This is a genomic window from Fervidobacterium sp. 2310opik-2 (assembly GCF_011057735.1).
Classification (GTDB): domain Bacteria; phylum Thermotogota; class Thermotogae; order Thermotogales; family Fervidobacteriaceae; genus Fervidobacterium; species Fervidobacterium nodosum.
On sequence record NZ_LNGG01000020.1, the window covers coordinates 1 to 13,856 of the forward strand.

At 33.4% G+C, this 13,856-nt stretch carries 13 protein-coding genes; 7 read left to right on the top strand and 6 right to left on the bottom strand.

Annotation, left to right across the window (positions count from 1 at the left end; translation table 11 throughout):
* The first annotated feature begins 219 nt into the window (after window positions 1-219).
* From sufC to mscL, 6 genes are read left to right on the top strand one after another with little or no spacing between them, the layout of a single operon-like run.
* Window positions 220-954 (top strand): Fe-S cluster assembly ATPase SufC, encoded by a 735-nt coding sequence (sufC, locus tag AS161_RS06640; RefSeq protein ID WP_011994416.1) that lies wholly within the window; start codon window positions 220-222, stop codon window positions 952-954.
* A gap of 13 nt (window positions 955-967) precedes the next feature.
* Window positions 968-2,377, top strand: coding sequence for a Fe-S cluster assembly protein SufB (gene sufB, locus AS161_RS06645; RefSeq protein ID WP_011994417.1), 1,410 nt, complete (start codon window positions 968-970; stop codon window positions 2,375-2,377).
* Between the two features lie 35 nt (window positions 2,378-2,412).
* Window positions 2,413-3,534, top strand: a complete 1,122-nt coding sequence (locus tag AS161_RS06650) for a SufD family Fe-S cluster assembly protein (RefSeq protein ID WP_164542217.1) — start codon at window positions 2,413-2,415, stop codon at window positions 3,532-3,534.
* Window positions 3,509-4,768 carry a SufS family cysteine desulfurase gene (locus tag AS161_RS06655; RefSeq protein WP_164542218.1) on the top strand — a complete coding sequence of 420 codons (1,260 nt, stop codon included), beginning with the start codon at window positions 3,509-3,511 and terminating at the stop codon, window positions 4,766-4,768. The genes AS161_RS06650 and AS161_RS06655 overlap by 26 nt, the downstream gene beginning before the upstream one ends.
* The gene (sufU, locus tag AS161_RS06660) at window positions 4,765-5,166 is read left to right on the top strand and encodes a Fe-S cluster assembly sulfur transfer protein SufU (RefSeq protein ID WP_164542219.1); all 402 of its coding nucleotides are present in this window, start codon (window positions 4,765-4,767) and stop codon (window positions 5,164-5,166) included. The genes AS161_RS06655 and sufU overlap by 4 nt, the downstream gene beginning before the upstream one ends.
* A gap of 37 nt (window positions 5,167-5,203) precedes the next feature.
* Window positions 5,204-5,569, top strand: coding sequence for a large conductance mechanosensitive channel protein MscL (mscL, locus tag AS161_RS06665; protein ID WP_164542220.1), 366 nt, complete (start codon window positions 5,204-5,206; stop codon window positions 5,567-5,569).
* Between the two features lie 70 nt (window positions 5,570-5,639).
* Here the strand turns inward: mscL and amrB are convergent, their stop codons facing one another.
* From amrB to AS161_RS06695, 6 genes are read right to left on the bottom strand one after another with little or no spacing between them, the layout of a single operon-like run.
* Window positions 5,640-6,443 (bottom strand): AmmeMemoRadiSam system protein B, encoded by an 804-nt coding sequence (gene amrB / locus AS161_RS06670; RefSeq protein ID WP_164542221.1) that lies wholly within the window; start codon window positions 6,441-6,443, stop codon window positions 5,640-5,642.
* Between the two features lie 29 nt (window positions 6,444-6,472).
* The gene (locus AS161_RS06675) at window positions 6,473-11,032 is read right to left on the bottom strand and encodes a type II and III secretion system protein (RefSeq protein WP_164542222.1); all 4,560 of its coding nucleotides are present in this window, start codon (window positions 11,030-11,032) and stop codon (window positions 6,473-6,475) included.
* A 19-nt stretch (window positions 11,033-11,051) separates the two neighbouring features.
* Window positions 11,052-11,681, bottom strand: a complete 630-nt coding sequence (locus AS161_RS06680) for a hypothetical protein (protein WP_164542223.1) — start codon at window positions 11,679-11,681, stop codon at window positions 11,052-11,054.
* Entirely contained in the window at window positions 11,682-12,083 is a 402-nt protein-coding gene (locus AS161_RS06685; protein ID WP_164542224.1) for a hypothetical protein, read from the bottom strand. It abuts the gene before it with no gap.
* The gene (locus AS161_RS06690; RefSeq protein ID WP_011994424.1) at window positions 12,080-12,640 is read right to left on the bottom strand and encodes a hypothetical protein; all 561 of its coding nucleotides are present in this window, start codon (window positions 12,638-12,640) and stop codon (window positions 12,080-12,082) included. The genes AS161_RS06685 and AS161_RS06690 overlap by 4 nt, the downstream gene beginning before the upstream one ends.
* A complete protein-coding gene (locus AS161_RS06695; RefSeq protein WP_164542225.1) occupies window positions 12,612-13,538 on the bottom strand; it encodes a hypothetical protein in 927 nt (308 codons plus the stop codon). Before AS161_RS06695 ends, AS161_RS06690 begins: the two co-directional genes overlap by 29 nt.
* Window positions 13,539-13,661: 123 nt before the next feature.
* On the opposite strand from AS161_RS06695, the gene AS161_RS09250 reads away from it, so the two are divergent.
* Window positions 13,662-13,856 (top strand): IS1 family transposase (locus AS161_RS09250; RefSeq protein ID WP_346774418.1); only part of this gene is annotated, 195 nt, incomplete at its 3' end.

Genomic DNA, 13,856 nt, shown 5'->3' on the forward strand with positions numbered 1-13,856 from the left:
TCTTCCTATCTTTTTTCTATTTTTTCTCCTCTTGACTTATTACCGGAAATCTTAAATTAAATGATTCAGGCTTATTTTAAATTATACCACATTTTTCAAAAGCATTACTTGCCTAAGATTTTTAAGTAATTACCCCTTTACACACTAAATTAGATATGGTATAATACAGTTAGTTATACCTAATATAATAAGTAATTATATCTATGGAGGTGCATATATATGTTATTGGAAGTTAAAAACCTTACGGCAAAATTAGCTGAAGCGGATAAGACAATATTAAAAGGTGTTGACTTAAGCATTGGAAAAGGTGAAGTCCATGTTATAATGGGCCCAAATGGTTCGGGTAAATCGACCCTTGCTAATGTAATAATGGGAAATCCTAAATATGAGGTTTTATCAGGCGATATACTATTTGAAGGAGAGTCAATTCTCGATTTAAGAACTGATGAAAGAGCTCAAAAAGGTATAATGATGACTTTCCAAAATCCGTATGAAATTGAGGGTGTTAAGCTTGACCAATTACTTTTGATAGCTTACAGGAAACTCCACGGAGAGGATAAAACCTTCTTCCAACTTGATAAAGAAATGAAAACATTGGTGGATGAAGTAGGTTTACCACACGAATTTCTTGAAAGATTTGTTAACTTAGGTTTCTCCGGTGGGGAAAGGAAGAAAGGTGAAATTTTACAAGCAAGGTTTTTAAAACCAAAATTGCTGATACTTGATGAGATTGACTCTGGTCTTGATGTTGACGCGTTGAGAATAGTCGCATCACAGATAAATAAGATAAAAGAAGATGGTACATCTTTGCTTATAATTACTCACTATTCGAGGATTTTGAATTACCTTGATGTCGATAAAGTTCACGTATATGTCGATGGTAAAGTCGCAATGACGGGTGATAAATCCCTCGCATACGAAGTAGAAGAAACTGGATACGCAATTGTTAAGTAAGGGGGGATAATAAATGTCAAATCTCAATGAACTGTTGTATGAACTCAAGCAGAAAGAAAATTTTGAACTTAAGGTAAATGTCCCAGCCGCACTTAAATTGCCAGCGGGATTAGATAGAAAGTTAGTCTATGAAATCTCAAAAGCAAAAGATGAACCTCAATGGATGACAGAACATAGGCTTAAGTCATTTGAGATATTCGAAAAATGGCATGAGCCAGATTGGGGTGTCGAAAGAGACGAATTGGATTTGTCTAAGATAGTGCCTTATGTAAAACCCAACGCAAAAAAGACAACGTCTTGGGAAGAAGTGCCAAGTGAGATTAAAGAAGCGTTCGAAAGACTTGGTATCCCAGAAGCGGAAAGAAAATATCTTGCTGGCGTCGGTGCACAATTCGATTCTGAAATGATTTATAAAAATATAAAAGAGGAATTGAAAAAGTTAGGAGTTATATTCATAGATATCGAAACAGCTGTTAAGGAATATCCTGACCTTGTAAAAGAATATTTTATGAAGCTTGTTCCTCCAACCGATAACAAATACGCCGCGTTACATGGGGCACTTTGGAGCGGCGGTACGTTTTTGTACGTTCCAAAAGGTGTTAAAGTGCCTCTCCCGTTGCAATCTTACTTTTTGTTTGGAAACCCAGGTGGTGGACAATTTGAACATACGGTGATAATCGCGGACGAAGGAAGCGAAGTTACATATATCGAAGGTTGTACAGCACCTAAATACGATGTGGTGAATTTACACATTGGTACGGTCGAAGTGTACGTCAAGAAAGGTGCGAAGTTGAAGTATTTAACAATGCAAAACTGGAGTAAGAATATGTTCAACCTTGAAATAAAACGCGCGATAGCTTACGACGATGCTGTAATGACTTGGGTGTCTGGTTCGTTTGGAAGTTACAAAACAATGGTTTATCCAGCAACGATATTAAAAGGTGACAATTCCGTATCTGAAAATATCTCGATATCATTTGCCGGTCCCGGTCAACATATCGATACAGGTTCCAAGGTCATACACATAGGTAAGAACACGCGTTCAACAGTCGACGCAAGGAGTATAAGCATAGGCGGTGGTTGGTCGTTCTACCGTGGACTTTTGAAAATAATGGAAAACGCTAAAGGTTCTAAAGCCTCTGTAAGTTGTACCGGACTTATGATAGATAACAAGTCAAAAAGTGATACGGTACCTATCATAGAAGTGCATAATACTGATTCAGACATTGGCCACGAAGCAAAGATAGGTAGAATCAAAGACGAGCAGATATTCTATCTTATGAGCAGGGGCTTAAGCGAATTGGAAGCAAAGGGCTTAATCGTTAAGGGGTTCATTCAACCAGTTGTCCAAGAATTGCCATTTGAATACGCTATAGAATTGAATAGACTCGTCGATATGGAAATAGAATCCTCAATAGGTTAATAGGTTAAAGTTTCGTAAATTAGGAGGCGCTTAATATGGAAAAAACATTGCGTTTGACACATCAAAACCTTAGAGCAATTGTACCTCAGAGGAAAACAATTGATATAAAAGATTACGAAGTGGACGATTTTAAACCCAGCGGAAATAATCTCTTAGACGAATGGCGCATAAAGAGATTTTCTGAATATTTAACATATAAATTTCCATTTTGGAAAAGAACAGGGCTGAAAGAACTGACACTTCCAGATGTGGGAAATTACAAAGGTCTTGAAAATATAGATGAAGACGCGCTTAATTTGCTTGAATCGTTGGATTTTGAAGGCACAGACAGAAAATTCGTGCTTTTAGCGGATGTATTCTCTTCAAGCGGTAATTATATAACCATTGAAGAAGAGACAACGATTTTCATCAATCAATTTGAACAATATGACAACACTTTAATTGATGTGAAATCAGGTACGCTTAATCTTATAAGAATTGTTGAAAGACCGTTCTTTGTTGGTAACTTAAGAATAAACGTTGGAAAAGATGCTCAGCTTAACATGTACAATCTTTACATTGCAAAGGGAGATTTACTGATTTCAAACGTATTTATAAACACTCAAGAAAATTCAAAGGTTATAGCTAAAGATTTCTATTTCGGTGGTAAAATAAACGCTGGTTACTTTGGTTTGGTAACAAAAGGAGAAAAGGTATACGCTGATGTAAGACCGTACTATCTTGGAAATTCAAAAAACGTAATAGACATACTATACCTTATGAGGTTTTACGATCCAAACACATACGGAAATGTTGACGCAAAAGGAGTATTATCAGATGAATCAAAAGTTGTTTTCCGTGGTATAATGGATATACTGAGTGGAGCGAAAGAAGCAGAGGCACATCAAAGTAATCATGCGATACTTATATCAGAAAAAGCAAAGGTAGAAGCTATACCGAGTTTGATGGTTGATGAAAACGACGTTGTTGCATCGCATGCCGCGAGCAGTTCTCCAATAGATGAATCAATGCTATTTTATCTTATGACAAGGGGCATCCCAGAGAAAGATGCGCAAAAATTAATAGTTAGAGGTGTGTTTGAAACATTAAAAGAAGAACTCAAAAAGTACAATTTAGAAGGAGTTGTTGAGGATGCACTCAACAGTGTTGTCGGATGAAGAATTTTGTAAAATTTTAGGTGAATTTCCTGCCCTTAAAAGAGAAATTAACGGAAAAAGGTTAGTTTATCTCGATAACGCCGCAAGCACATTAAAGCCGAAATCCGTCATTGAAAAAATGACGGATTTCTACTTGAATCATTATTCTAATATCCACCGCGCAGTCCACACATTAGCCTCTGAAGCAACAGTTGAATACGAAAACGCGCGTGAAAAGGTGGCTAAGTTTTTAAACGCAAACAATGAAGAAGTTATTTTTACAAATGGAACAACGATGGGAATAAACTTCTTAGTAAACTCTCTTGTGAAAAGTGGAATCTTAAAACCCGACGATACGGTACTCATATCCCAAGTTGAACACCACGCAAATTTAGTCCCATGGGTAAGATTATCAAAATTATACGGCTTTAAAGTCAATTATATTGAAGCTGACGAAAAAGGTGTAATAACGCACGATTCAATTGAAAAAGCGAAAAGATACGTTCCAAAGATCGTTTCCGTCACCGGTCAATCAAACGTTACAGGCCAATTGATGCCTATAGAATTTATACGTGAATCTTTTAAAGATTCAATATTAATAATCGATGGAGCACAATTAATCCCACACAAAAAAATCGATGTGAAAAAGCTCAACATCGACTTTCTCGTATTCTCAGGCCACAAAATGCTTGGACCAACAGGTATCGGTGTGCTATATGGAAAAAAAGACTTGCTCGAAAAGCTTGAACCTTTCATGTACGGTGGAGAGATGATTGACAAGGTTACGTTTGATGATGTATCTTTCAACATTTTGCCGTACAAATTTGAAGCCGGAACGCAGCATATCGCGGGAGCGGTTGGATTGGGTTATACAATCGATTTTCTTGAATCGATAGGATACGATAAAATTGAATCGCACGTAAAAGACCTTTCTAAATATCTGCTTGAAGAACTTATGAAGCTTGATTTTGTAGAAATTTACGGTCCAATCGATGATTCACACCAATCGCTTGTATCTTTCAACATCGATGGCGTACATCCACATGATGTATCACATATACTCGACGAAAATTTTGGAGTTGCAACTCGCAGTGGACATCACTGCGCTCAGCCGCTCATGAGCATACTTTCCAAAGGCTCAAAGATAGATTTTCCAAATTCAACGGTAAGGGCTAGCTTGTATATCTATAATACCAAGGAAGACATAGATATACTAATTCAAGGTTTGAAAGAAATAAGGAGGATGTTTATATGATATATTCTGAATTTATAATGGATTATTCAAAATTGAAGAAGTTTCACGGTAAAATTGAAAATGCACACAAAATAGAAGAGGGAAAAAATTTATCCTGTGGTGATGAAGTTACGCTCTATTTTATTTTCGATGGTGATAAAATTGTTGATGTTAAATTCGAAGGGCATGGTTGTGCTGTAAGTCAAGCTTCGACAAATGCTATGATTGAACAAATTATCGGAAAAACAAAAGAAGAAGCTATTCAGTTGGTAAGAAATGCTGAAAATATGATGTTGGGAAAGGAATTCGATGAAAATATCCTCGGACCTCTTGTAAATTTTTACGATGTCAAGAATTATCCTATGCGTGTAAAATGCTTTTTGCTCCCATTGAAAACTTTAGAATTGGCTCTAAAATAAAAATTCTTTCTATAACTCACGAAAAGGAGCTAGGTTTATGAAAAAGGTTATCAAAGAATTCTCGGATTTTTTAAAGCAGTATAACGTTATAGGTCTTGCCGTTGCTATAATCATCGGTGGAAAATTAAATCAGTTTGTCACATCTTTTGTAAACGATTTATTAATGCCAGCTATTTTCCAACCAGTTTTATCCAGGTTGCGTTTGAGCAAAATTGAACAAATTAACTGGCACGGTATTTATTGGGGGAAAGTTGTTTCGGCTGGTATCGACTTTTTAATAGTTGCTTTCTTAGTATTTTTGCTTATAAAATCAATGAACAAAGCTGCTGAAAAAACAAAAGTAGCCGCTGAATTAGCTGCTAAGAAAGTGGAAAAGCTTGAGGAAAAAATAAAGAAAGACTAAAACATAAAATTAAAAACAAAAGGCGACTTTATGTCGCCTTTTTTGTTTTCTAACATATCCAATTAATCAATCACCAAAGAACAAAAGAAGCATATCCGACTGTATAAGAATAATCTTGCGAAAACTCAGCACTTGTTGTATGGTAAACAAGCTCTATATTACTAAACAAACTTCTCACAACTGCAATAGGACCTGGGCCACACATCGTTATGTTGTGTTTCTTTATTCTCTCGTAAAGGCCCTCAATATCGCCTTCTAATATCTTTTCGATAGCCAATTTGTCTTTTTCTAACGTTATTTCGTGTGGATCGTAATGATTAAAATCCGAAGACGCAACTACAAGTGTGTCAGGATATTCTTTAATTATTTGCTTTAGTTTATCAACTATTTTTGAAACGGTTGATAAACGCTGATCCATCATACACACTGGGATGATTTTAAATTCTCCAAATGCATATTGCAACAATGGTAACTGTACCTCTATGGAATGTTCGTACAAATGTGCCATTTCATCTGAAAAGATAACAGTATTATCGATTAGTTTGTCCGCTATCTCACTATTCACCTCTATATTTCCTAGAGGAGTCTGCCAGATACCTTCACTCCAAACTGAAACAAGTTCACCGTAACCTGTATGATTCGGGCCAAATATTATAATATTTTTTGGTCGACCATATTCAGTTGCTTTTTTAATTCCCATACCTGCTGTTTTACCACTGTAAACATAACCAGCGTGCGGTAATATTAATCCAACAGGTTGGCTGAAAAAATCCTTATTAGTCGCCCTCTCACCAACAAATGCCTCACAAGTTTTCTCAAGTTGAATAGGTGTACCTGGATAAAATTTGCCAGAAACAACAGGTTTCCTATACATTCATTACGCCTCCGAAAATATAAAATCACTTATTCTTTCATAATATCAACTATTTTTGCTGTTAAGAATATCGTTATGCTTCTTTGTTCTGAAGCTTCTTTCGTTCCTCTGAAAAGGTACCCAAGAATTGGTATGTCTCCAAGGATTGGTACTTTCCATTCCGACTTGCTCTTTTCTTCCCTTGAAAGGCCGCCAATAACAAGTGTCTGACCATCTTTAATTGTTATTTTTGTGCTAGCTTCTCGTTTGTTAATTTTTGGAAGTCCGTTTACTAAAACAGAGTAATCAAAATTACTTACCGAAGTTGTAATTACAAGATCGATAGTGTTATCTGCGTTTACATATGGAACTATCTTTAGTTCTATTCCTCCTTCAAGGCTTATTACTTGTTCATTGGTTTGTCCTCCAGAAGTACTTACAATTTTCAAAGGTATCGAATCACCAATAAATATTCGTGCTTCTTCGCCACTTTTTGTCATTATATTTGGATTTGCCAAAAGTTTTCCAATACCACTGGTTGCTCTGAAAGGAGTACCTTGTTCCGCCCCGCGAAGATCAAGTGAAATTCCAGCTTCGTTCAATATCTTATCAATTATCGAACCATCTAAAATATCAAGTACGCTTACATTAAGAGTTAAACCATTTGAACCAAATGTTAGATAATTTCCAGCTTTTAGTAATGTAACAATTTCTTCTGAAAGTGAACCATTTCTTGATTCGTCTATTATTCGCGCATCGATAGAAACTATCTTTGGAGTTGTAAACTTTTCAATTAATTTGTTAATATCATCTACGTTCTTAGGATCAAGGTCATAAGCAACAATTATACCTGCAGAAGGACTTACCATTGTCTTACCACCGTAGAACTTTATAAGTTCTTCGACTTTATCAGCATTTCTTGGAACATTAAAAGTGTAAGTGGTTCGAACTTTTGTTGCATCTGGTGTTGTATCTACAATGTAGACATTCCCAGATTTTTTGATTGATATCCCATAATTCAGCATTATTGAATTAAATGTTTCAAAGTCAATCCCAGAAACTGACATTGTTGCTGTTCTATCTATTGGTTTTGCAAAGACCACTTGATATCCAAGTTCATCAAAAATAGTTTGAATAACTTGTGAAATAGGTTCGTTATCTACCTTTATATTTATCAATCCATCCTTAACAAACGCCTTTTTTGAGTCTGTCTTATTATTAATAACGCCCTTAGGTGTAATGTAAGTTATGCTTCCTACTTCTGTAAAGTTAACCCAGGTTGAAAATGTTTCTTTGAAAGTTTCATAATTAATATCTTTTAGATACATGGAACTTATACTAGCACCTATTTTCTCTAATTTATAAGACTTGTTAAGCTTTATCATAACTTGGGTGATGATATCATCAACAGGCATATTAGAAACATTTATAGTTATAAGCCCATCTTTAACAACAACAGGTTCTGTTTTAATTTCTTCTTTTACAACCTGGTTTGCAGTTGTTGTACTTTGCTGTGTTTTCATGATTGAAATATAATAAGTATCATTTTTCAATTCATAAGTTATATTATAAGATGATAACTTATCTAAAAATTCTTGGAAATTTGAAACTACCGTTCTCATAGAACATGTAGATTTTATATCATCAACCAAAACGATCTGTTGTTTAAATAACCTGCCAACGGTTATTATAACATCTTTTATATTTTTATTGCTAACATCTATTAAGAGTTTATCGTCAACAAGACTGTATTCTTTGCCTTGCTCTAAAGATATTTCGCCTATAAATTTGCTAACTTTACCAATTTCCTCTTTTGACCCAACGACAATAAATCCCTGAGAAACTTTATAAGTTTTAACGTTAAAATATTCTTTTATCAAGCTATCAAGTTCTTCCGGATAATTTAACAATGTGTAGGATTTATCTAAAACAGAGTTCTCAGATACGAATTTTTTTACATTTTCAAGTTGCTCATTTGTTCCAAACACAACATAGCCTTGCGATGTTTTGTAAGTTTCAACGTTGTATAAAGTCTTTATAACACTATCAAAACTATCTGGATAATCTATAAATAAATATTTCCTTTCAGGGGTTATAGACAATTTTTCAATCTCTTGCTTAATTTTCTCTACATCTTTTATTTCTCCATTTATGTAAATTATATTCCCTACTTGTTCTATCTCAACACTTGGTGCAATTAACTTGGAAAGCTTATCAATTTCTTCTTTCTTCAAATTTTGCGGTAATACCATCGATAATAATGAATCTGAAGGATTTAGCGAGTTTAGATAACTTACGGCTTCTGCCACGTTTTCTTTTAATCCTGTGACAACCATTTTATTTATATCAGGGAAATAATCAATCTCAACGTTATATACTTTCTTTAGGTAATCTATATGATTTTGTCCTACTTTAAACGATAAATCAACGCTTACACTTTCAATCAATTTAGCATATTCTTTTGCTCTAGATACATTTGAAGGTGTACCTACTATATACGAAACATCACCAGCTTGGTATAATTTAACATTAAACAATTCTCCTAGCATTTTAGATGAATTTGGTTCTATTTTTCCTAGTATTTCAACTATATTTTCAGATTCTTGAACAAAGTTTTCCAAAAATTTCTTTGCGTCATTTACAAGAGAACCTTGTAAAACTATACTTTCTCCAATTTGATATACCTTAACATTGTATATATCTTCAACGGCTTTTTTAGCCTCTGATTTGTATTTGTCAGGCAATATAATCATTGTGTTACCATAATCTTTTCTAACTTTCTCAATAGTAGTCTTCGCAGTTTCAATTTCAGATTTACTAACAGTTATTATAAAATAGTTATCTTTATCTTCAACAACATAACCAGTTAATTTGGATATAACCTCTGCTGGAGGGTCCGTAGGAAGTTTCTGAAGCACAAAATTAGTAATTTCCTCGGAAATGGATTTTTTAAGCCTTTCAATTTCGTTAATTCTTCCTTGGACCAACTTTGTACCATCTGAAAAGCTCTGCAAAACAGTAACTTTAAATTTCTTTAAGAAATTTTCATCGGCTTTTACAATGTAGGACGATTCACCTAAAATGTCTACATACTTCAAAAACTTCTTGTATGTATCTTCGCTAGAAAAAAGATTTACGATAACTTTATTTTCTATTGTTTTCATATCGAAATCATTTTCCAAGACGCCGATATATTTGAGTATTGAAATTACAACATTTTCTGGAACGTCATCAATTACAATTTTCCAAGGATTTCCAATGTATGATTCTTTTGAAAGTGACAAGGCAATTTTTTCATAACCAGAAACAACATATAACTTGCCAGAAACTACTTTTGGATTAGAATTCGGATAAATTTCTTTTAAAACTGCCTGAACTCTTTCAGGATAATTCACATCAACAGGTATATATGTTACTGTTGTTGATAGTTGGGTGACTTTAGACTCGGCGCTTTTAATTATTTTTTCAACTTGAGAAACTATAGAAGCATCATCAACCAATATGGCTAGCTTCTTATCTGATTGAAGAATCGCAAAATCTTTTATATCGTATATCTTTTGCAAAGAAGTAATTAGAGAGCTAAGCTCATCTTCGCTAATGTTATATTGAATATAGTACCACTTGCGTTGCTGAATTCTTGCCATAATTTGTTTTAGTAAATTCTCTACTTCTAAAGGTTTTGATGTTTTAACAGCTATTTTTTTCTGTTCTTTTAAAATCACATAATCATCTGTTGTAAACCCATATATTTTTGAAATTTGAGAAAGCGCTTCCTCAATATCTTTGTCTGAAACATTGTATGAAATATAGTACCAATCTTGAACTTTCATAGGCACCAGAGCTTCAGCTATCATTTTATATTCATTAACTCCACCATAGATGAAAACTTTTGATTTATCTCTGGTTAAACCCAAATAAGATCCTGCGCTTAAAACTTCTCTCAATTTTTCAACATTTACTTGCGCATCGTAAACTTGCCAGAAAACAGCAAAATTCTTTTGAATTTCCTCCTTGCTTCCAATATACATAACTTGGTCAGAAGCGTAAGCGTAAGAAAGATTGGCAGCAGTTAAAATTGTTCTGATTACATCTTCAATAGAAGAGTTATTTAGCTTAATGCTTACGGACTTATCCTTGGCTCCGTCGTAAAGAACCACCTTAATTCCAAAAAACTCGGCAACATCTTTTATTAAAATATCACTCTTTATATTTGCAAAACTTGCGGTTAACCTTTTTGAAGACATACTATATGGCAATCTTATATACAATTTAGTACCTGTGGTATTGTACTTAACACTTCCTGGAGTTAAAGTATAAACAAAAGCATTGACTTTTCCGTCTATTGGAACTATTTGAACGCCCTCAGTACTACCTATTGAAATAGGTAAGTAAATTGATCCTTTTGCAAAATCATCAATAAGGAAATAATGAACAGTTCTACTCTCGTTTTTACCATAATATAAAACATTAGGCGCTTTCGAAAAAGAAAGTACAATTACAATCTCATTAGTCGACGTTACATAACTTACGTCTAAGAGTTCTGAATACAATAATGTATTGAAAAAAACAAGTACCAAGAAAACTATAAAGTATTTAATTAACCTATTCATTAATAATCCCCCCAAAATATTATTGTTTTGCCAGTAAATTAGAAAGTTTTTTTATTTTCCCATCGTAAGTATCAAGTAAAACAATTTCAAATTCACGAACCTCTATAATTTTGTACCTATTATCAATCATTTCTGTATCGTAAAAAGATTTTGTATCCGTTCCTTGCCTAATATATACTTTTCTTCTTTTCTTACCACCAGTATCAGAAAGAGACAAATAACCAATATACTCAAATTCTGCAGTTGATATATCCTCAATCTCTCCAAAATCTGCTTTAGTACCTTTAATACTTGAAGAAAGAAAGTTACTAACACCCATTGCGCCTTTATCAAATTTAATTTCAAGTAAGTACGGTTTGAACATATCAGTAAATGTGGACTCTGGTATCATGTTTTGTATTTCAACAATAGAAAGATTCTGAGCAATAACTTGTGAACTATTTTCTGTTGGGTTAAAGCCTGAATCTGGCGTTTGATTTTGAATACCTTGAGTAGAAGGTGTGCTAACTGATTGTTGAACTGTCTGTTGCGCCGGTTGAGGACTTGGTGAATTCATACGAATAAGGATAAAAATCGCAACAACCCATATGATTACTGCAATCAATAGTAGAATAAGTGTTTTTTTATTAACTTTTCCCTCAAAAAGCACTTAATCGCCCCCCACTTTCAAATTCACAGTATAGTAAACTGGCGTTGCTTCAAATAAAATTGGATAGTCAACATTAGCATTTATATAAAAATACTTAATTTCTGACATTCTTTTGGAAAGAATCTTTGATATTAATTTCTCAACATCATCAGATGTTAGTTCAGAATTAACTTCCATTTCTAACATATTTCCAAAATCTTCTTGTAACTTTGCAAGAATTTCAGATTCTTGCTCTAATTGTTTTAATTTGTTGTATACTTGAGTTACTTCTGACAATTTGCTTTCTAAATTTTTCATATACTGATAGTAAGAATTGTAAAAATATATACCTGCCATTAAAAAAAGGACAATCATAATAAAAAATGCAATTAATACCGCTATTTTTCGCTGAATAACAATCACTTTTCTCCCTCCATGTTGTACCTAAAGTATCTCATATTTCCAAAAAAATTTTTTTCATCAATTTTATTTATAAGAACATTTTTATAAAGCTTTGAGAGATCACTGTATACAGTTTGTGTAGATACCTTAGTTTCAATACCATATTCGTAAAAATCAATAAAAAATTTGACTCCATCATATCTTATTTCTTTCAGAAAAATTCTATTTGGTATTCTTGAAGCGAAGTATGAAAAATATTTCAAAAAATAGATATCTTTGTATGAATTTAGAATACTATTTTTCACAACTATATTTGCGTTTCTAATTTCTTCAACCCTTTTTTCAAAAGTATACTTCAAGTTATCAATTTGTTGATCAAGATTTTTCATATCTAAACTTGATAAATTATTGAAAACAACAGGATAGTTCCTTAAAAGTTTACCTGTTTCTAAAATCTTCATCTGATATGAAAGATAGATAAGAGAAAGCGCTGGAAGCGTGACAAATAATAAAATTATAATGAAAGTCTTTAACTTTATTACCCTCTTTTTACCATTTGATAGATTTAACCTTTCCAAATTCGATACCCCCCCTATAAACGAGACCAAGATCAGCTAAACCTATTTTGTTCTTATTCTTATTTGGAAAAAGCAATACAGGTTCAGAAAATTTTCCCCTAAAATTTCCTTCGAATCCCAATATAATATCTCTCATAATTTTAAAGTCACATGCAACTACTATTCCAGAAATCATTTGAATATCTATTTTCTCAATCTCGGTAGTGTTGGTAGCTATTATTAATTCCCTCTCTATTTGCGAAAGAACATCAATCGAAATAGAATCCAATATTTTTTTTGCTGCTTTTATGAGTTCCTCATTTTCACTCCTTTCTATTTCAAGTAGTTCAAAACCAGTTTCCTCTTTTACAATCTTACTTATATCTTCCATAGAGAAATCTAAAATTCTTACATTTATTATCGCATTGTTGTTCATAACAACTATACCTGATGACATTCTTCCTAAAACAAGATACATCCAATATCCTGGAAATTTTTTCATAACTAACAATTCCGACAATATATTCGGATAAGCAACGTCTGGCTCGAAAGAAATGTTCCGTGACGTCTTATATCGATCATAGTCAGATTTTCTTACAAATAAAACTAATGTTTTACCATATACTGTGGGGATACAAGAAAGATTTATTCCTTCGTTTAAATCCATAAGTCTCCGTACTTCAAGCTCCGCAATTTTTTGCATCTCTGAGTAATTTTTAACTGGTGGAAGTTCAATATAAGTTGTTTGGATAATATCCCAAGGGATATCTATAACAACCATACTCTCCGGATCAGGAAAGTTTTGCTGCTGATAAAAACCTTTTATTTTTATATTACCGGAAAAATAATTAGCCGATAGTGTACCATACTCACTTTGTTCTGAGTTATATACTAGTATCTCGTGTACAAAAATTCCCACTTTATCCCCCCTCTACTTTCTATGATTTTGTTAACCAAAGGTATTGATAAATTTCAAAAATCATATTATCTTCTTAAATAGGGGACACCCCCCAATATACTCTCAATAAGGAGGTATCCCGATATGGCTAATGTCCAACTCAAATGCCCTCATTGCGGCTCTTCTAACTTCATCAAAAACGGTCATGATAAATTCAAAAACCAAATCTTCTTTTGCAAAGACTGCAAGCATTATTTTAAACTTTCTTTCACCAAAAAACACAAACTTTTCTCTTTCCCTTACCCTCGTTGTGTTCATTGTAACCATGTCATGGAAATT